Annotated in this window: 16 protein-coding genes; 10 read left to right on the plus strand and 6 right to left on the minus strand. The window is 70.2% G+C overall.

What is annotated here, in order from left to right; translation table 11 throughout:
* Positions 1-107 precede the first annotated feature (107 nt).
* The 4 genes from ACIBH1_RS19525 (at position 108) to ACIBH1_RS19540 (ending at position 4,760) form a co-directional block, all read left to right on the plus strand.
* Positions 108-3,350 carry a nitrate- and nitrite sensing domain-containing protein gene (locus ACIBH1_RS19525; RefSeq protein ID WP_397315195.1) on the plus strand — a complete coding sequence of 1,081 codons (3,243 nt, stop codon included), beginning with the start codon at positions 108-110 and terminating at the stop codon, positions 3,348-3,350.
* A gap of 2 nt (positions 3,351-3,352) precedes the next feature.
* The gene (locus ACIBH1_RS19530; protein WP_181611973.1) at positions 3,353-3,775 is read left to right on the plus strand and encodes a roadblock/LC7 domain-containing protein; all 423 of its coding nucleotides are present in this window, start codon (positions 3,353-3,355) and stop codon (positions 3,773-3,775) included.
* Positions 3,776-3,847: 72 nt separating this feature from the next.
* Positions 3,848-4,204: a DUF742 domain-containing protein gene (locus ACIBH1_RS19535; protein ID WP_397315196.1), complete on the plus strand. Its 357-nt coding sequence runs from the start codon at positions 3,848-3,850 to the stop codon at positions 4,202-4,204.
* Positions 4,185-4,760: a GTP-binding protein gene (locus ACIBH1_RS19540; RefSeq protein WP_397315197.1), complete on the plus strand. Its 576-nt coding sequence runs from the start codon at positions 4,185-4,187 to the stop codon at positions 4,758-4,760. Before ACIBH1_RS19535 ends, ACIBH1_RS19540 begins: the two co-directional genes overlap by 20 nt.
* A 21-nt stretch (positions 4,761-4,781) precedes the next feature.
* On the opposite strand, the gene ACIBH1_RS19545 is transcribed toward ACIBH1_RS19540, so the two are convergent.
* The gene (locus ACIBH1_RS19545) at positions 4,782-5,732 is read right to left on the minus strand and encodes an ABC transporter substrate-binding protein (RefSeq protein ID WP_397315199.1); all 951 of its coding nucleotides are present in this window, start codon (positions 5,730-5,732) and stop codon (positions 4,782-4,784) included.
* A gap of 203 nt (positions 5,733-5,935) precedes the next feature.
* Here ACIBH1_RS19545 and ACIBH1_RS19550 point away from each other — a divergent pair, with 203 nt between their 5' ends.
* Positions 5,936-8,269: a nitrate- and nitrite sensing domain-containing protein gene (locus tag ACIBH1_RS19550; RefSeq protein ID WP_397315200.1), complete on the plus strand. Its 2,334-nt coding sequence runs from the start codon at positions 5,936-5,938 to the stop codon at positions 8,267-8,269.
* Positions 8,270-8,360: 91 nt separating this feature from the next.
* Here ACIBH1_RS19550 and ACIBH1_RS19555 read toward each other — a convergent pair whose 3' ends face one another.
* Positions 8,361-9,134 (minus strand): ABC transporter ATP-binding protein, encoded by a 774-nt coding sequence (locus tag ACIBH1_RS19555; RefSeq protein ID WP_397315201.1) that lies wholly within the window; start codon positions 9,132-9,134, stop codon positions 8,361-8,363.
* Positions 9,135-9,366: 232 nt separating this feature from the next.
* On the opposite strand from ACIBH1_RS19555, the gene ACIBH1_RS19560 reads away from it, so the two are divergent.
* The 3 genes from ACIBH1_RS19560 to ACIBH1_RS19570 are packed head-to-tail and all read left to right on the plus strand — an operon-like array spanning position 9,367 to position 12,183.
* Complete coding sequence (locus ACIBH1_RS19560) at positions 9,367-10,344, plus strand: DUF1838 family protein (RefSeq protein ID WP_397315202.1); 978 nt, start codon at positions 9,367-9,369, stop codon at positions 10,342-10,344.
* Between the two features lie 4 nt (positions 10,345-10,348).
* A complete protein-coding gene (locus tag ACIBH1_RS19565; protein ID WP_397315203.1) occupies positions 10,349-11,740 on the plus strand; it encodes an aldehyde dehydrogenase family protein in 1,392 nt (463 codons plus the stop codon).
* The gene (locus tag ACIBH1_RS19570; RefSeq protein WP_397315204.1) at positions 11,740-12,183 is read left to right on the plus strand and encodes a DUF3598 family protein; all 444 of its coding nucleotides are present in this window, start codon (positions 11,740-11,742) and stop codon (positions 12,181-12,183) included. Before ACIBH1_RS19565 ends, ACIBH1_RS19570 begins: the two co-directional genes overlap by 1 nt.
* A gap of 53 nt (positions 12,184-12,236) precedes the next feature.
* Here the strand turns inward: ACIBH1_RS19570 and ACIBH1_RS19575 are convergent, their stop codons facing one another.
* Genes ACIBH1_RS19575 through ACIBH1_RS19590 form a run of 4 tightly spaced genes read right to left on the minus strand, consistent with a single transcriptional unit; the run spans position 12,237 to position 15,791 of the window.
* The gene (locus ACIBH1_RS19575) at positions 12,237-13,064 is read right to left on the minus strand and encodes an ABC transporter permease (protein WP_397315205.1); all 828 of its coding nucleotides are present in this window, start codon (positions 13,062-13,064) and stop codon (positions 12,237-12,239) included.
* Entirely contained in the window at positions 13,061-13,843 is a 783-nt protein-coding gene (locus ACIBH1_RS19580; protein WP_397315206.1) for an ABC transporter permease, read from the minus strand. Before ACIBH1_RS19580 ends, ACIBH1_RS19575 begins: the two co-directional genes overlap by 4 nt.
* Positions 13,840-14,856, minus strand: coding sequence for an ABC transporter substrate-binding protein (locus ACIBH1_RS19585; protein WP_397315207.1), 1,017 nt, complete (start codon positions 14,854-14,856; stop codon positions 13,840-13,842). Before ACIBH1_RS19585 ends, ACIBH1_RS19580 begins: the two co-directional genes overlap by 4 nt.
* Positions 14,853-15,791, minus strand: a complete 939-nt coding sequence (locus ACIBH1_RS19590; protein ID WP_397315208.1) for an ABC transporter substrate-binding protein — start codon at positions 15,789-15,791, stop codon at positions 14,853-14,855. The genes ACIBH1_RS19585 and ACIBH1_RS19590 overlap by 4 nt, the downstream gene beginning before the upstream one ends.
* Before the next feature lie 420 nt (positions 15,792-16,211).
* On the opposite strand from ACIBH1_RS19590, the gene ACIBH1_RS19595 reads away from it, so the two are divergent.
* Together ACIBH1_RS19595 and ACIBH1_RS19600 are read left to right on the plus strand one after the other, a co-directional pair.
* Positions 16,212-19,037, plus strand: coding sequence for a nitrate- and nitrite sensing domain-containing protein (locus tag ACIBH1_RS19595; protein ID WP_397315209.1), 2,826 nt, complete (start codon positions 16,212-16,214; stop codon positions 19,035-19,037).
* Positions 19,034-19,456 carry a roadblock/LC7 domain-containing protein gene (locus ACIBH1_RS19600; RefSeq protein ID WP_397315210.1) on the plus strand — a complete coding sequence of 141 codons (423 nt, stop codon included), beginning with the start codon at positions 19,034-19,036 and terminating at the stop codon, positions 19,454-19,456. Before ACIBH1_RS19595 ends, ACIBH1_RS19600 begins: the two co-directional genes overlap by 4 nt.
* Position 19,457: the final 1 nt, after the last annotated feature.

Here is a 19,457-nt window from a genome sequence, read left to right on the forward strand (position 1 = left end):
GCCGATTTGGTAGGGGCTGTGTTCCAATTGCCCTGCCCAAATCTTCCCCCATGCGCCCCACACGTGTCAGTTTCGAGCACACGTTACGGCGAGAGGTTGCGTACAAAGTGAGGAAGGAAAACCCCAAGCGCGTCGCGCCAGGGGAGCACACCGGCGGACGGTTCCAGCTGGGGAACTGGCGCGTGCGCTCACGGCTCGTGGCGCTGATCCTCATCCCCACGGTCGTGGGCGTGCTCCTCGCCGCCATCCAGCTGACCAACGCCATCGGCACCAGCGCCGAGTACCGGCGGCTGACCCAGGTGGCCGAGCTCGTGCAGCGCCTGTCCACGCTCTCGCACGAGCTGGGCAAGGAACGTTCGCTGACCGCCTGGCTGGTGGCCGACCACCGGGCCAGCGCCCACCTGGTCAAGCTGCGCGACCAGCAGAAGGTCGTCGACGCCGCCCGAGCCAAGGTGATCGACGCCACGGCCGCCATCGACGCCGAGCACCAGCCGCGTGTGCGCCAGGCGACCGACGAGATCCGCCGCTGGCTCAACGGTCTGCCGTCGCTGCGCTCCTCGGTCGTCGGCCAGAGCGCGCCTCCCCGCGCCGCCATCCGCACCTACACCAGCCTGATCCAGGTGCTGCGCGGCCTGCAGGGCGAGCTGGGCACCGTGGGCGACGACGACCAGCTCGTCGGCGACTCGGCCGCCTTCGGCGCGCTGCACCAGGCCAAGGAGGAGGTCTCCCGGCAGCAGGCCATCCTCGTGGTGGCCCTGGTCGAGCGCCGCCTCGACTACGACGACCTGTCCGACTTCCTCGGCTCCTGGGACCGCCAGCAGGCCGAGCTCGACACCTTCACGGCCGAGGCCGCCGCCACCGAGGCCGCGCTGTACAAGAAGAACGTGCGCGGCCAGTCCGTCGACCGCGCCGACGCCATGCGCCAGCGGGCCCTGTCCCAGCTGCGTGAGTACCGCACCATCCGCGACCTCGACATCACCACCAAGCGTGACCTCAACGTCTGGCACGCCAGCACCACCGTCACGGTGGACGCGATGCGCAAGGTCGAGATGGTCCTGGCCGACAAGATCGTGAAGCGGACCGAGGAGCTGAGCGACACCGAGCTCCGCTACGCGATCATCTCCGCCGCGGTCATCCTCGTCCTGCTCCTCCTCGTGCTGCTCATCACCGCCTGGGTGGCCGGCTCGCTGGTCCGCCCGCTGCGCACCCTGCGCTCCGAGGCGCTGGAGATCGCCGGCTTCCGCCTGCCCGACACCGTGCGGACCCTGCGCGAGAGCGGCGAGACCGCGACGCCGAAGATCACCTCGATCGGCGTGGGAACCCGCGACGAGATCGGGGAAGTGGCCAGGGCCTTCGACGAGGTCCACCGCGAGGCGGTCCGGCTGGCCGGCGACGAGGCCAAGCTGCGCGCCAACGTCAACGCGATGTTCGTCAACCTCTCCCGGCGCTCCCAGACCCTGGTCGAGCGGCAGCTGCAGCTGATCGAGGACCTGGAGCACGGCGAGGAGGACGAGTCGAGGCTCGGGAACCTGTTCCGCCTCGACCACCTGGCCACCCGCATGCGCCGTAACAGCGAGAACCTCCTGGTCCTGGCCGGCCACGAGAGCGCGCGCCGCTGGAGCGAGCCGGTCGCGCTCGTCGACGTCGCCCGCGCCTCGCTGTCCGAGGTCGAGAACTACGAGCGGGTCAGCATCCAGATCCCCTCCGACGTCGAGATCGTCGGCCCGGCCGTCACCGACACCGTGCACCTGCTGGCCGAGCTGATCGAGAATGCCATCTCCTTCTCGCCCCGCGAGACCAAGGTCGTGGTGACCACCGCCCCCGCCCCGGGCGGCATGATCGTCTCCGTCACCGACCAGGGCATCGGCCTGACCGCCGAGGAGCTCACCGAGCTCAACTGGCGCCTGGCCAACCCGCCGGTCGTGGATGTCTCCGTCGCCCGCCGCATGGGCCTGTTCGTGGTCGGCCGGTTGGCCCTGCGCCACGGCGTCCAGGTCCAGCTGCGCTCGCGGCAGGAGGGTCCAGGACTGATCGCGATGGTGCTGCTCCCCGCGGTCCTCATCGCCCCGTCCAACGCGCCCACCCAGCAGATCCCGGCGATGGCCGCCGCCTTCCAGGGCGAGGGCCCGGCCTCCCTGGCCGGCGGCCCGTCTCGCGGTGGTTTCGCCGAGGCTCCCTCGTCGGACCTGTTCTCCTCGGCCACGCCCTTCCCCAGGGCCGAGCCCGGTCAGCCGGCCGGCGCCCCCGCGGGCGCCGGGGTCATGCACACTCCGTGGCCCGACACCCTGCCGCCGCCCGGAGGCGGCTGGCCCTCGGTGTCGGGGGAGGAGCCCGAGCTGTTCACCGAGCGGCCCGCGCGCCTGGCCGACGAGCCCGCGAACGACGACCCCTGGTCGGCGCTTCCCCCGGCCGAGGACGCCTGGTCGGCCCGCCCCGGCGCGCCGTCCGCGCGTGCCGCGGCGCCCGACACCGCCTCGCGCCCCGGCGACCTGTGGACGCCGCGCTCGGCCGATTCCTGGTCGACCGGCTCGCAGGGCCCGGACTCCTGGTCCACCGGCTCCCAGGGCTCGGACACCTCGTGGTCCACCGGCTCGCAGGGCTCGGACACCTCGTGGTCCACCGGTTCCCAGCAGGGTTCCGACACCTCCTGGCCCGCCTTCGACCAGCCGAACCCCAGCGAGCTGACCGGACCGCTGCCCGTCTTCCGCGACTCGCCCATGGAGGAGCGGGACGAGGAGTTCCTGCCGATCTTCGAGCAGGTGCAGACCTCGGACTGGTTCACCAAGCCGGCGATCCTGGCCAAGCCCGGCCCGCCGGAGCCCGCTCAGCAGGCCTTCCAGACGCCGGAGGTCTCCGCCCCGGCGGCGATGCCCGGCCAGGGCCTGCCCCAGCGCCAGCCGTCGCCGGTCACCGCCTCCGGGCTTCCGCAGCGCGACCCCTCCGGCGGCGGCCAGCCCCCGTACGAGGGACTGCCCCAGCGTGACCCGAGCCGGGGCGCCCTGCCCCAGCGCGACCCGGCCCCGGGCGGCGGACTGCCGCAGCGCGACCCCAGCGGGGGTGGCGGACTGCCGCAGCGCCTTCCCTCCGGAGGCGGCCTGCCGCCCGGCGGCCCCCTGACCCCCGGCGGCCCGCTGACGGGCGGACCGTCCGAGCAGGCCTCGTCCGGGCAGACCCAGAGCGGCCTGCCCCGCCGCGTGCCCAAGGCCAACCTGGTGCCAGGATCGGTGCCGACCTCCGGTTCGTTGTTCGGCGAGCCGGCCGAGCCGGTCTCCCCCGACCGGCTGCGCAGCCGGTTGTCCAGCTACCAGCAAGGTGTACGGCAGGGCCGTGAAGAAATTGGAGAGGAATGACCATGAGAGAACTGAGCCAGGGCGCGCGCGGGATCAGCTGGTTGATCACTGATTTCGTCAACAACGTGCCGGGCGTGGCGCACACCGTGGTGGTCTCCGCCGACGGCCTGCCGCTCGCCTACTCCGAGGGCTTCCCGAAGGACCGGGCCGACCAGCTGGCCGCGGTGGCCTCCGGCGTGGTCAGCCTCACCGCGGGCGCGGCCCGGGTGTTCGAGGGCGGCGCGGTCAGCCAGACCGTGATCGAGATGCAGCGCGGCCTGTTGATGATCATGTCGATCAGCGATGGATCCAGCCTGGCCGTGCTCGCCTCGGCCGACTGCGACATGGGACTGGTCGCCTACCAGATGACGCTGCTCGTGGAGCGCGCCGGGCAGGTGCTCACGCCTGCCGTACGAGCGGAATTGCAGGCCTCGCGGCCGCACTAGTCGGCGCCGACGGGAGACAAGACAGTGTCAGATCAGGGTTGGACGGGTGATAACAGCCCCACCTCGGACGGCGTGCGGCGCAAGTCGAGCTCGCTGGTGCGGCCGTATGCCGTGACCGGCGGGCGCACGGCTCCGCGCATCAAGTTCGCGATGGAGGCGTTGGTATCGCTTCCGGCTGAATTGACAGCCGCGCATCAAGACATTTCACTAGTCAGTCCGGAGTATCAGACGATCATCCAGCTGGCTCGCCAGGTGCGGTCGGTCGCCGAGATCTCCGCACTTTTACGACAGCCGCTCGGCGTGGTCCGAGTTCTGATCGCCGACATGGCGGCAGAGGGTCTGATCCGTGTCCACCAGCCTGCGCTGGAATCGGGTAGCCCGGACCTCAACCTGCTCGAAAGGGTGCTCAGTGGACTTCGCAGGCTCTAGGGGCCTCTCCTCGACGAAGATCGTCGTCGCGGGAGGCTTCGGCGTGGGCAAGACGACCTTCGTGGGGGCGGTGTCGGAGATCCTTCCGCTCACCACCGAGGCCGTGATGACCGACGCCTCGGCGGGCGTGGACGACCTGTCGCTCACGCCCACCAAGACGACGACCACCGTCGCGATGGACTTCGGCCGTGTCTCGCTCGACCAGGACCTGATCCTGTACCTGTTCGGCACGCCGGGGCAGCACCGGTTCTGGTTCATGTGGGACGACCTGGTGCGCGGCGCCATCGGCGCGGTGGTCCTGGTCGACACCCGCCGCCTGGCCGACAGCTTCCCCGCGATCGACTACTTCGAAGAGGCGGGGCTGCCGTTCGTCATCGGCATCAACGGGTGGGACGGCGCCTTCCCGCACCAGGGCGAGGAGGTCCGCGAGGCCCTGTCGCTCTCGCCGCAGGTGCCGATCGTGACGCTGGACGCGCGTTCGCGTGACGCGGTCAAGCAGACCCTCATCACGCTCGTCGAGCACGCCCTGACCCGGCACATGACGACCAGCGCCTGACGTGTCCCCGGCTGCGGGCGATCACCCCGCCCGCAGCTGCGGTGGCTGCTGCGCCATCAGCGGTGCCACGTCCAGCCTCGCCTTCAGGTGGCCGAACTCCGTCATGAAGTCGGCGACCCTCTGGACACGCTTGACGTCGAGCGTGATCGGGTAGGCCGGCAGGACCATCGCGGCCGCCGTGGCGGCGTCGATCCCCGCGTAGGCGGGCAGCACGTCCTGCACGGCCCTGCGGTCGCCCGCGGCCAGCTTCTGCGCCTTCAGCAGGGCGCGCTGGAAGGCCGCCATCGTCCGCGGATGCTTGGCCGCCCACTCGTCGGCGGCCACCCAGCCGGCGACCGGGAAGTCCGCGGTGGGCCCGGCGACGGTGTCGGCGAGCTTGATCCCGCCCGCCTTCTCCACGGCGGTCACGTAGGGCTCCCAGGCGTTGGAGGCGTCGGCCCGGCCGTCGTTCAGGGCCCGCGCGTGGTCGGGGTACGGCACACGCACCATGGTGACGTCGTCCGGTTCCATGCCGTTGGCCTTCAGCGTCACCTCCACCAGCAACGTGCCGATCCCGGCGGGGGCGGCGACCTTCATGCCCCTGAGCTCCTGGATCGTGGTGACGCCCGAGCCCTTCTGGGCCATGAGCGCGGCCGTGCCGGGGCCGGCCTGGGAGGCGTCGGCCACGACCCTGAGCCTGGCGCCCTTGTCGACGAGGCCGAAGACGGTCATGTAGTCGGCGATGGCCAGGTCGAGCTCGCCCGCGGCGAGCCTGGGCACCGCGCGCGTGCTGTCATCGACGATCTCGGCCCTGACGGTGAGCCCTTCGTCGTCGAAGAGGTCCCTCTGGAGGGCGATGTAGAGGGGAGCGGCGTCGGGGATCGGCAGGACGGCGACGCGCAGTTCGGTCTTCTCCGGAGCGTCGCCGGAGCCGGGGCCGGAACAGGCGGACACCACCAGCGTCAGGCCGGCCAGGACGGCGCCCCATCTCATGGGCGATCACCCTAGTCCCAGGCGATCGGGCCCGGTAGCGCCCCGGGTGGCCTTGACCCCCGGTTCGGAACCAGGCGACCCCCTTTACCAGCCAATATGCGCAGCTCTAACGGAAAATCCCGCTTTCCAGGTATATGCTCAGGTTGCTCTCACCCCTCCGGCGTTTCGGTGCATGCATGCGATTAGCCCTGCGGAATTGGCGCGTGCGCTGGCGACTCATCGCGATCATCATCGTGCCCGCGGTCGCCGCGCTCGTCATGGGCGGGCTGCAGGTGGCCGGCTCCATGCGGCAGGCCGGGCAGTACCAGCTCGTCATGGACCGGGCCCAGCTCGGCGAGACGATCTACGAGCTGATCCACAACCTGTCGGCCGAACGCGACCAGGCGGTGCGCTACATCTCCGCCTCGCGCGCCGAGACCAGGCTCGCCTCGCTCCAGCGGGCCTTCGGGCGGGTGGACACGATCGTCGCGACGGTGGCCACGCAGGCCGCCCGCCTCGATCCGCCCTCGGAGCCCGCCGGCCGCATCGTGGCCAGACTGGGGCAGCTCCCGCTCGTCCGCGACCTCGTGATGACCAGCGAGCTTCCCGCCTTGTCGGCGATGGCGCGCTACGACGATCTCGTCACCGTGCTGCAGGAGTTCAACCAGGAGATCGCCCGCGACAGCCCGGAAGGCCAGATCAAGAACACCACCCTGGCCCTGGCCGCGTTGTCGCGGGCCAAGGACCAGGCGGCCAGGCTGCGCTCGGTCATGACCGGGGTCCTGCTGGCAGGAGAGTTGCGCCCGGCCCAGCTGAACGTCCTCATCGGCGCCCAGGCGCGCGTCGAGGGTGAGGTCGCCACCTACCGGCAGCTGGCCACCGTCGAGCAGCGCCAGCTCTACCACGACACCGTCACGGGCCAGAAGATCGACCAGGCCGAGCTGTACCGGATGCTGGCGCTGACCCAGGCCCAGAACGGCCGGAGCGCCCTCGACCTGGTGCCGGACAGCAACCGCGACGCCGAGCTGTGGTCGGAGGCCGCCTGCGCCAAGGTCGACGCGATGCGCCTGCTGGAACAGCACCTGATGCAGTCGATCCACGTGCACACCCTGGCGCTGCGCTCCCAGGCCCACCGCGACGGCGGCATCGCCGCGCTCGCCACCGGCGCCATGATCCTGCTCGTCCTGCTGGTCGCCCTGGCCATGGCCCAGTCGCTGGTGCAGCCGCTGCGGCGGCTGCGCGGCGAGGCCCTGCAGATCGCCAACGAGCGGCTGCCCGAGACCGTCCGGCTGCTGCGCGAGCACGGCGAGCACGCCACGCCGCCGGTGGAACCCATCGGCGTGCACGGCGACGATGAGGTCGGCGATCTCGCACGCGCCTTCGACGAGGTCCACCGCGAGGCCGTACGGCTGGCGCAGGAGGAAGCGGGCGTGCGGGCCAACGTCAACGCCATGTTCGTCAACCTCTCCCGCCGATCGCAGGCGCTGGTCGAGCGGCAGATCACCCTCATCGACAGCCTCGAACAGGGGGAGTGGCAGCCCGACACGCTCACCAAGCTCGACCTGCTGGCCACCCGCATGCGACGCAACGGCGACAACCTGCTGGTGCTGGCCGGGCAGGATCCGGTCAGGCGCTGGACGCAGCCGGTCACGTTGAGCGACATCGCCATGGCCGTCCTGGAGGAGGTGGAGGACTCCGACCGGGTCTCGGCGCACATGCCCGACGGGGTCGCGGTCAGCGGCGAGGCCGCCAACGACCTGGCGCACCTGCTGGCCGAGCTCACCGAGAACGCGCTGGCCTACTCGCCGCTGGCCAGCCCGGTGACGATGGCCGGCAGCCGCTTCGACGGCGGCGGCATCATGGTCGCGCTGTCGGACGTGGGCATCGGCATGACGCCCGACGAGGTGATGCAGGCCAACCAGCGCCTGGCGCACGCCGCGGCGATGGACGTGACGGCCTCGCGGCGCATGGGGCACTTCGTGGTCGCCCGCCTGGCCAGGCGGCACCGCATCCGTGTCCAGGTGCGCGCCAACGAGGAGGGCGGGCTGACGGCGCTCGTCCTGCTGCCCTCCGCGATCCTCACCAGCCCCGTGGAGGGCGGCCTGCGGGTCAGGCTCAGGCCGCGGGTGAGGCCGGTGACGCCGCCGTGGCCTCCCGACACCACGGCGGGGCTCGCGGACCTGTCGCTACCGCTGGGCGCCCACCCGCTGGTGCCCGAGCCGGGGGGATCGGAGGACGACTTCCTGCCGATCTTCGCCTCCGTGCAGTCCGCCTGGTTCGGCCCGGACGGCGAGTGGGGCTCGGCCAAGACCGACGAGGGCTGGAACGCGGCGGCGGTCGTGGGCAACCCCGTGAAGGACCCTCCGACCGCGGCGGGGCTGCCCAAGCGGGTGCCCAAGGCCAACCTGGTGCCCGGCTCCGCGCCCAGCGGGGCGATGCCCAGAGGCGTGACGCCCACCCCGACGCACGCGCCCGCCTCGCTGGTGCGCAGCAGGCTGAACAGTTTCCAGGAGGGCGTGCGGGCCGCCAAGGCGGACATCAGCGAGGGGCGGCTCTGACAGGGCGCCTGACAGCGCAGGGCGCCGCCTCCCGCCCGGGGGTTCTGCGGCCTGGGGGATCAGGCGCCCGGCAGATCAGGCGCCCGGGGGATCAGGCGTGGGTGCGCTCGACGCCCCGCACCAGGCGGCCCACCTCGGCGCGCAGGTGCACGAAGTCGGGGTGCTCGCGCGTGGTGATCTGGTCGCGCGGCGCCGGCAGGTCCACCTTCAGGTCGCCGACCACGCGCGCCGGGGCCTTCGACAGCACCACGACCCGGTCGCCGACGTAGACGCTCTCGTCGATGTCGTGGGTGATGAGCACGATGGTCATCGTGTGGTGCCCGCGCACCTGCAGGACCAGGTCCTCCAGGTCCTCGCGGGTCTGGGCGTCGACCGAGCCGAAGGGCTCGTCCATGAGCATCAGGGTCGGGCGGTAGGCCAGCGCCCTGGCGATGGAGACCCGCTGCTGCATGCCTCCGGACAGCTGGAAGGGGTACTTCTTGCCCGCGTCGGCCAGGCCCACGGACTCCAGGGCCTCCTGGGCGGCGGCCCTGCGCTGGGCCTTGTCCATGGTGCGCCGCCGCAGGGGCATGGCGACGTTGTCGGCCACCGTCATCCAGGGGAACAACGAGCGGCTGTAGTCCTGGAAGACCACCGCCAGGTCGTCGGGGGTCTTGGTGACGGTGCGCCCCCCGATGGCGATCTGGCCGCCGGTGGGCTTGATGAGCCCGGCGATCGAGCGCAGGAGGGTGGACTTCCCGCAGCCGGAAGGGCCCACGATGCACAGCAGTTCGCCCTCGGCCACGCTGAGGCTCAGCCCGTCGATGGCGTGGTGGGCGGAGGGGCCGCTGCCGTATGTGTGCGTGAGGTTCGAAATCTCGAGCAAGCTGGATCCTTGAGGCGCGAGCTACCTGAGCATGGGGACTCTATCCGACCATTGATCCGGGAGCCACGCGAGTGCACCAATTACCGACAAAATGGGTCAAATGCACTTTTCGGGAGGCTTGCAACTTTAGTTAACAACGCCGGGATATCATCTCACCTGCCTCGTTGACATCGCTTCGCTGAAGATGGTCGGATTTTCCAGCCGCTTCACCCCTCCCCTCACTGGAGATTCGATGAACAAGCGTTTAGCCACGTCAATCGCGATGTGCGTGGTGATGCTCGCCTCCACGGGCACCGCCGCCGTGGCCGAGGAGACCTCCGACCCCACTCATCCGGGACCGGTCTACATCCAGGTCACCGACCAGGCCGCCAAGCTCGCGCTGCAGACGTACGGCCGGCCCGACGGGGAGGACATGGTCTTCCGCATCTCCGGTTCGGTCTACGCCAACGTCGAGGGCAACGCCCTGGCCCCCGGCATCGTGCACGGGCAGAAGCTCTTCAACATCGAGGGCTACAACATCCGGCAGCTGTACCGGGTGCCCAACACCAACCAGCTCTACCAGCTCTCGCGCGAGATCGTCTTCTACACCGACCCGAACAACCCCACGCAGATCCTGACGCAGTGGACCAACCCGATCGACGGCAAGACCTACCCGGTCGTCCCGATCAACAACGCCAACGTGAACTTCGGTCCGTTCAACGTCACCTCCAGCTTCGTCGGCCCGGCCCTGCGCACGATGCACGACGAGGTCGAGTGGACCAGCGACATCCCGGTCCGCACCAACTTCGGCACCACGCTGGGCGAGAGCTTCGGGCTGAAGAACGGCACCTACTCGGCGATGGAGATGTTCGACTTCTACGTCGACCTCGACGAGGTGTACGCCCGGGCCACCGGCAACGGCTGGTACCCCGGCGGCCACATGAAGACCAAGATCAGCTGGGCGCGCACGAGCCCGTGGGCGCCGTTCATGTGCCTGCCCGAGACGAGTGTCCAGGGCCAGCTCACCTACCACGCCCGCAGCTGGTCGCTGGCGGGCTACTCCAGCCTGGAGCCGTGGATCCGCACCGCCGTCGACGCCAGCTGGCCGCTGTACAAGACCAGCCCCAGCGCCCCCGGCACGAGCGAGAACTCCTGGACCTCCTTCTACAACAAGCAGCTGGGCGGTGGCACCTCCACCTGGGCCCAGTGGTGCGCGACCAACGGAGCGTAGCTGTATGACACAGGTCAGGAACCCGCTGACCGGGAAGCCCGACCACGTGCTGTCCCCGCCGTCCGCCGCGCAGCTCGCGTCGGCGGCGGCGGGGCTGCGCGAGGCGGCCGCCGCCTGGCGGGCGACGGACAGGGGTCCTGCCCTGACCCGGCTGGCTCAGGCCATCGCGACCGACGAGGCCCTGCTGGAAGCCCTGGTGGCCGACACGGGGCGGACGGGCGAGTCGTTGCTGGAACGGCAGATCGTGGCCGGGCTGATCCACCGCTGGGTGGCCCAGGCCCCGGCCCTGCTCGCCGCGCCCGACGACTCCCCGGCCTCGCTGCCGGGGATCGTCGTCGGCGGCGAGGCCGTGCCGTACGAGCTGGTCGGGGTGATCAGCCCGTGGAACCTGCCGCTGCTGCTCGGCATGATCGACGCGGTTCCCGCCCTGGCCGCGGGGTGCGCCGTGATCGTCAAGCCGAGCGAGGTCACCCCGCGCTTCATCGAGCCGCTGATGCGCCTGGTGCCGGAGGAGGTGCCGCTGCTGCTGGTCGAGGGCGACGGCGCCACAGGAGCCGAGATGGTGCCGCTGGTCGACGCCCTGGTCTTCACCGGCAGCGTCCCCACCGGCAGGAAGGTCGGCGAGGCCGCCGCCCGCGCCTTCGTGCCGGCCTTCCTCGAACTCGGCGGCAAGGACCCGGCGATCGTGCTGGAAGGCGCCGACCTCGACAGGACCGCCTCGGCGATCCTGTGGGGCGCCACCGCCAACGCCGGGCAGTCGTGCCAGTCGATCGAGCGCATCTACGTCGAGCGGTCGGTCCACGACGAGTTCCTGGACCTGCTCGCCGCCAAGGCCGGCGCGGTCGGGCTCACCTGCGAGGGCGGGCCCATCGGCCCGATCATCGCGGCCGACCAGGTCGAGGTCATCGAGCGGCACCTGGCCGACGCCGTCGAGCGCGGCGCCCGCGTGCACACCGGCGGCGTGATCGAGGAGCACGGCGGCGGCCTGTGGTGCCGCCCGACCGTCCTGTCCGGCGTCGACCACTCGATGCTCGTCATGACCGAGGAGACCTTCGGGCCGCTGCTGCCGGTCATGCCGGTGGCCGACGCCGACGAGGCGGTGGCCATGGCCAACGAGTCCGCCTACGGCCTGTCGGCGGCGGTCTTCGCCGCCGACGAGGCCGGCGCCAGGGCCGTCGCGGCGCGTCTGCAGGTGGGCGCGGTGAGCGTCAACGACGCCTCGCTGACCGCCCTGGTCCACGAGGGGGAGAAGAACTCCTTCAAGCTGTCGGGCCTGGGCGGCTCGCGCATGGGCAAGGCCTCGATCCAGCGCTTCGTGCGGCGCCGGTCCTACCTGGTCAACCGATCCCAAGGAGCCGATCCTTGGTGGCACAACACTGAGAAGGGCGAGAACTGATGGGACTGCGCGAGGACATGCCGCTGCTGGCACGGCACGAGGGCGAGTGGGAGGGCACCTACACCCACCTCGACGGCGAGGGAAACCTCATCGACCGGCACCGCTCGCACCTGACCTGCCGGATCGTCGATGACGTGACCTACCACCAGACCAACCGCTACACCTGGGACGACGGTCGCACGGAGGTCCTGGAGTTCCCCGGTACCTACCTGGGCGACGGTCGCTGCGGTTTCGACACCGAGCGCATCAGGGGCACCTTCTGGGAGCTCGACGACTCCACGATCTACCTGCACTGGATCTACAAGGCCGAGGGCGAGGACATGCGGCTGTTCGAGCTGATCGTGCTGAGTGACGACGGCAAGAGCAAGAGCCGGGTGTGGCAGTGGATCAGGAACGGGGAGTGCGTCAAGCGCACCCTCATCGACGAGAAGCGCGTGGCCTAGACAGCGGAAGGGGGAGGCGGGTCGCACCCGCCTCCCCCTTCTTCTTGGCCTGCCTACAGCTCGGAGGCGGCTTTCCTGGACTGGTGGTGCCACGAGAGCACCACGCGCTCCACGGCAATGAAGGCCGAGTTGAGCACGATGCCCAGCACGCCGAGCAGGACGATGCCCGCCCACATGGCGGGGATGTCGAACTCGCTCTGGGCCTCCAGCAGCCGGTGGCCGATGCCCTCGCTGCTGCCCACCAGCTCGGAGACGACCATCATGATCAGCGCCAGGGAGACGCTGAGCCGCAGTCCCGCGAAGATCTTGGGCGCCGCGGCGGGAAGGATGATGCGCAGGATCCGCTGGCTCGTGCTGACCCGGAAGACGGTGCCCGTCTCGATGTACTGACGGTCGACGTAGCGCGCGCCGTCCATCGAGTTGATCAGCACCGGCCAGATGACGCCGTAGACGATCGACGCCACCTGCATCGGGGTGCCGATCTTGAACAGCAGCAGGAACACCGGCAGCAGCGTGGAGGGCGGCACCGAGCGTCCGAAGTGCAGCAGTGGCTCCACGAGCGCCGCCAGCCGGGCCGAGCGGCCCAGCATCAGCCCCACGACCACCCCGGCGGCCGCCGCGGCGGCCCAGCCCACGAAGAGCCTGGTCAGGCTGGGCACGAGGTCGTCGAGCGCCTCGTCGGTCAGGAACGCCTGCGACAGCGGCCCGGAGAACCACATCTCGTGCAGGCGGACCACGATCACCGACGGCGGCGGGAAGTAGACGGCCTCCAGCTGCCTGGTGGTCACCTCCCAGACGACCGCGGTCACCGGGATCAGCCAGTACCACAGCAGGCCGGTGCCGAAGCGGCTGACGCGGCCGCGTCGTGCTGCGAGGGTCATCCGGCCACCCCCGCCCTGGCCTGGTGCCAGCGGAAGACCCTGCGCTCGCCCATGGTGAACAGCATGTTGACGGCCAGGCCGATGATGCCCGCCCACACCGTCGCCGCGAGCATGCGGTCGACGCGGTTGGCGCCGCCGGCCAGCGAGATGAAGGTGCCCAGGCCGCCGTCGCCCGCGGCGATGAGCTCCACGCTGACCGCGACGATGAGCGTCACCGAGACCGCGATGCGGATGCCGGTGGCGATGAACGGGGCGGCGCTCGGCAGGTTCACCCGCAGGACGACGGCCAGCGGGCCGAAGCCGAAGCTGCGCAGCGTCTCCTTGGCGAGCGGGTCGACGTCCGCCAGGCCGTACATGGTGTTGATCAGCAGGGGCCAGGCGCAGGTGTAGGCCACCAGCGCCGTCTTGGCGTCCTGGCTGGCCGGGAAGAGGAACATGGCCAGCGGGATCAGCGAGACCGACGGGATCGGGCGCAGGAACTCCACCAGCGGACGCACCGAGCGCTCCACGACCGGCACCGTTCCCAGGAGCAGGCCCGCGGGGACGGCCGTGATCAGGGCGATCAGCAGGCCCAGCGCGCAGGCCTCCAGCGTGGCCAGCACGTCGGTCAGGAACTTCTCTTCGAAGGGAAGGCCGGCGGCCGCGATCAGCACGTCCGACACATAAGGGAGCAGGCCGGGATCGATCAGTCCGACCCGGCCCGCCAGCTCAACGAGGACGAGGAACCCCAGGACACCACAGGCGCCCAGGATTCCTCGTCTGTAACGCGAAGGGGTCATCCGGAAATGTTGGCGACGTACGTAGAGACGTCCGGCTTGGCCTTGATGTAGCCCAGGCCGGTCAGCAGGTCGGCCAGCGCCTGGAACTTGGTCTTGTCGACCTCGGCGGAGAAGACGCCGAGCTTCATGGCCTTGGCGGCCTCGGCCGGGATCTGGGTGTAGGTCGGCACGACCTCGTCGATGACGGTGCGGTCACTGCCGGCCAGCGCCTGGGCCTTGGCCAGCGCGCGCTGGAAGGCGGCGGCGGTCTTCGGGTTCTTGGCGACCCACTCCTCGGTGACGCCCCAGCCGTCGATCGGGAAGGAGGCGGTCGGGCCGGACATCGTGTCGATCACCTGGGTCGCGCCGAGCTGCTGCTGGGCGGCGGTCAGGAACGGCTCCACCAGCCAGGCGGCGTCGACCTTGCCAGAGGCCAGCGCGCCGAGCTGGTCGGCGAACTGCACCGCGACGTACTTGACGTCCTGGTCGGGGGTGAGGCCGGCGGCCTGCAGGTGGGCGTTGGTGACGGCCTGGCCCATGGCCTTGAGGGCGTTGACCGCGATGGTCTTGCCCTTCAGGTCCGCGGCGGTCTTGACCGCCGAGCCCTTCGGCACGACGACCCCGGCGACGCCGGGCGCGCCCTCCTGGACGTGCTGGATCAGGCGGACCTTGGCCGCGCCCGAGTCGTTGATCGCGATGAGCGACACGTAGCTGGTGAGGAAGGCGTCCATGCTGCCGTTGAGAATCTTCGGCATGACCGCCTGCGGAGCCTGGATGATCTCCGTCTTGACGGTCAGGCCCTCCTCCTTGAAGAAGCCCTTCTTCTCGGCGATGAAGAGCGGGGCCGACGACGGCACCGGTACGACACCGACGAGCAACTCCGTCTTCTCGAGACCGCCGCCGGCCGGAGCGGCGGAGGCCGAGCCGGCGGGCGAAGCCGTCGAGGTGGCAGTCTGGTTGCCACCGGACCCACAGGCGGTGATGGTCAGCGCAGTGGCCAACCCCGCGACGAATATCTGAGTCAGCCTTCTCATTGCGCTGCTCCCTGGAAAATCATTGACTCGACGTCGATCTTGTTCTTCAGATAGCCGAAGTCGTACATGAGGTCGGCCACCCGCTGGATCCGGCTCGCGTTGAGCGAGGTCGGGAAGGTCCCCATGGCCATCGTCATGACGGCCTCCTTGGGGATCTGGGTGTAGCTGGGGACCACTTCCGCGAGCGCGGAGCGGTCCGTCGCCGCCAGTCGCTGGGCCTTGGTGACGGCCCGCTGGAAGGCGGCGGCGGTCTTGGGGTGTTTGGCCGCCCAGTCTTCTGTGGTGCCCCAGCCGTCGATCGGCAGGGCGTCGGTCGGCCCGGAGTTGGTGTCGAGCAGAAGCCGCGCGCCCTCCTGCTGGGCGGCGGTGAGGAAGGGCTCCACGAGCCAGGCGGCGTCCACCTGGCCGCCGAACAGAGCCGGGATCTGCTTGTCGAAGTTGAAGGGGACGAACTTCACGTCCGTCGGGGCCAGGCTGTTGATCTGCAGGTGGGCGGAGACGGACAGCTCGCCGAGGTTCTTCAGCGAGTTGACCGCGATGGTCTTGCCCTTGAGGTCCTCGGCGGTCTGGATCCGCGAGCCCTTGGCGACCACGACGCCGGCGATGCCGGGGGCGCCCTGCAGGGTGTCGGAGAGGATCTTGAGCTTCTGGCCCGCGTCCTGGATGTTGAGCATCGACACGTAGCTGCCCTTGAAGATGTCCATGCTGCCGTTGGCGACCAGGGGCATCGCGGCCTGCGGCGCCTGAATGATCGTCGTCTTGACGGTCAGCCCCTCATCCTTGAAGAAGTTCCTCTTCATGGCGATGAAGACCGGGGCGGAGGACGGCGTCGGAGTGATCCCGATGTTCAGCGTGGTCTTCTCCAGCGGACCGCTGGCCGCGCCGGCGGACTCACTCGGCGCGCTGTTGCTGCAGGCGGCGAGGGTTAACGCCACCAATCCGATAACGGACGCACGTGCGAGAGGCCCGAAAATCATGACTCTCCTTGGGGGAGGGGAAGTTGTACGCGCGCGGGGCCCGAGGGGTAGGGGGGCATAGCCGTGCGGACAGGACGGAGATCGTACAGGACCTTATCCGTCAATGGCCATGAATCATTTCGTTCTGGACACACCACTTGTTGGGAATTGAAGAGGTATGTCCGCTTTATAGCTTCTTGACACCGGATGTCGGATGAATTGAGGCTTATGAGGCTAATGTTCTGTTGGCCTGACAGGTCAGGATGTGCTCAAATTACTTCTTGCCTCAAGAGGAACGTCGTGGATCCCCATTAACCCGAGGCTGCTCGTGGGACGGGCACCGGCCCTGTCAGGCCAGTCAGAGCGAGACCTGGATCAGGCGACAGAAGGGCGAAAGGCGTGAAGAGCGGCAGGTTCGCACTGCGCAACTGGCGAGTTCGATGGCGTCTCATCGCCCTCATCGCGGTGCCGACGGTGGTAAGCGTCCTGGTAGGAGCCTTACAGATCGTCGACTCCATCTCGCGGGTCAACGAATACCAGCGCAGCCTGGAGAAGGCCGAGCTCAGTGCCGCCATCGCGGAACTGGCCGACGCGCTCGAGCTCGAACGCGACCGGGCGGTCGCCTTCGTCGGCGCGGGCCGTACGGAGAAGTTGCGCGAGCTCTACAGCAACGCCTTCCCGATGGTCGACGAGGCCATGGCGAAGGTGACGACGAGAGCCGCGATCATCGACGGCTCGCACGGTGAGGCCGCCGATACCCTGGCCGGGACGGCCGTGGGCCGCCTCGCCGAAGTAAAGATCGTCCGGGACCAGGCGACGAAGAACAACTTCCTCGCGCTCCCCACGCTGAAGAAGTACTCACAGATCATCGACGTGCTGGAGACCTTCCACGACGAGGTCGACCAGGGAGCGCTGGACGAGTCGCTCAGCAAGTCCATCCAGGCCATGGCGGCGCTCAACCGCGCCAAGGACCACGCCTCCACCATGCGCGCCCTGCTGTCGGCCGCGGTCCTCACCGGCAGCTTCAAGACCGAGGAGTACGACGCCTTCGTCGCCGCCTACGCCCAGCGGGAGAGCGAGGTCAACTCCTTCAAGGCCCTGGCCTCCATCGACCACCGGCAGGCCTACGACGACACCGTCACCGGCGCCAAGGTCGACCGCGCCGAGCTGTACCGCCTCGTCGCCCAGACCCAGCACCTCAAGGGGCTCAGGACACTCGACCTGGATCCGAAGGTCCGCCAGGACGCCGACCGCTGGTTCGACGTCATCAGCTCCACCATCGGCGGCATGCGCACGGTGGAGAAGCAGCTGTCGGACTCGATCATCCAGCAGATCCAGACCCTCCAGGACTCCGCGCAGCGCTCGGCGCTGCTGGCCGCCGGCGGCAGCGGCCTGCTCCTGCTGCTGGTCCTGCTCGTCACCACCCTCATGGCCCGCTCGCTGGTCCGCCCGCTGCGCCGGCTGCGCAGCGAAGCGCTCCAGATCGCCGGCACCGGCCTGCCCGAGACGGTCCGCGTCCTGCGCGAGACGGGCGAGCCCGCCGCGGGCTCGGTCACGCCGATCGGCGTCGACTCCGAGGACGAGATCGGTGAAGTGGCACGGGCCTTCGACGAGGTCCACCGCGAGGCGGTACGGCTGGCCGGCGAGGAAGCCCGCCTGCGCGCCAACGTCAACGCGATGTTCGTCAACCTCTCCCGGCGCTCCCAGACCCTGGTCGAGCGCCAGATCACCCTCATCGACGGCCTGGAGCAGGGCGAGCAGGACGAGCAGCGGCTCGGCAACCTGTTCAAGCTCGACCACCTCGCCACCCGCATGCGCCGCAACAGCGAGAACCTCCTGGTCCTGGCCGGCCAGGAGCCGCCGCGCCGCTGGAGCCAGCCGGTGCAGCTGGTCGACGTGGCCCGCGCCTCGCTGTCGGAGGTCGAGAACTACGAGCGGGTCGTCCTGCAGGTGCCCGGCGGCGTCGCCGTCGCCGGCCAGGCGGTCAACGACATCATCCACCTGCTCGCCGAGCTGGTGGAGAACGCGCTGTCCTTCTCCCCGCGCGAGACCCGCGTCACCGTGTCGGGCAGCAGGATCGACGGCGGCGGCATGATGGTCGCGATCACCGACCAGGGCATCGGCATGACCCAGGAGGAGCTCGCCCACGCCAACGAGCGGCTGGAGCACAGCCCCGACGTCGACGTGTCGGTCTCCCGGCGCATGGGCCTGTTCGTGGTCGCCAGGCTGGCCCACCGCCACGGCGTGCGCGTTCAGCTGCGCCCGCACGGCGCGGGCGGCCTGACCGCGATGGTGCTGCTCCCCGAATCGCTGCTGGGCGCGCCGCTCGCCACGGGCGCACCCTCCACCGGCTTCGAGACCGACTCCTTCGCCGCGGTGCAGGCGCCGATCAACCGCTTCGCCGGCGGACCCGCCGACCCGTTCCCGTCGCAGGACCCCTTCGCCGGGGGGGCGCAGGCGCCGGGCTGGGGCACGCCCGCCGTACCCGACCAGGTGGCCGGGTCGTGGCCGAGCGCTCCGCAGTGGCCCTCCGACCCCGGGCCCTCGTGGCCGTCGGAGCCACAGGTCGCCACCGGCGGATTCGACACCCAGGACCCGTGGTTGTCGTCGCGCGGCTGGAACGCCCCCGCGCAGGCGCCGCCGGAGGAGCCCGCTCCCTCCTCGTGGTCGTTCGGCGAGCCCCCGCCCGCCAGACGGCAGCGCTACGACTTCCCCAACCCCGACGAGGCCGCGCCGCTCCCACGCCGCTCCTTCGGCTTCCCCGAGACGGAGTCGGCCGCGACCGGCCCCATCCCGGTGGTCAAGCCCGCTGCGGGCGACGAGTTCCTGCCGATCTTCGCCTCGGTCGAGTCCGCCTGGTTCGAGCAGGGTGGCGGCGACAGCGCCTCCTGGGGATCGACCAAGGCCGACGCCGGATGGACCGCCGCCGCGGCGGCACGCGAGCCGGTCGCCGACGCGCCGACCTCCGCGGGCCTGCCCAAACGAGTGCCGAAGGCGAACCTGGTGCCCGGCTCGGCCGGTGCGTCCGCCGCTCCGGCCGCGGCCCCGGTCGCGGCGCCCAAGGCGCCCATGCCGATGCCGGCGCCGACCTACGCCCCCGATCGCGTCAGGAGCCGGTTGTCCAGTTTCCAGCAGGGATTCCGCGCGGCCCGCGCGGATCTCACCGAGGGCCGGGCGTATCCCGCGGGCCCCGGCCACGTTGAAAGCAGGGAGGAGGGCCAATGAACGATCTGAGTCACGCGGCTCGTGGAGTCGACTGGTTGATCACAGACTTCGTCTCCGGTGTGCCAGGTGTCGCGCACGCCGTGGTCGTCTCCTCTGACGGCCTGCCACTGGCGTCCTCGTCGGGCTTTCCGCCCGACCGCGCCGACCAGCTCGCCGCGATCGCCTCCGGCCTGATCAGCCTCACCCAGGGCGCCGCCAGGGTCTTCGAGGGAGGCGCGGTCAACCAGACGATCGTGGAGATGCAGCGCGGGCTGATGCTGATCATGGCGATCAGCGACGGCTCGTGCATGGCGGTGCTGGCCGCACCGGACTGCGACATGGGACTGGTGGCCTACCAGATGACGTTGATGGTCGAGCGGGCGGGCCAGGTGCTGACGCCTGCCGTACGCGCCGAGCTTCGCGCCAGCCAGACCAGGTGAG

This window comes from Nonomuraea sp. NPDC050663 (genome assembly GCF_044456985.1).
Classification (GTDB): Bacteria; Actinomycetota; Actinomycetes; order Streptosporangiales; family Streptosporangiaceae; genus Nonomuraea.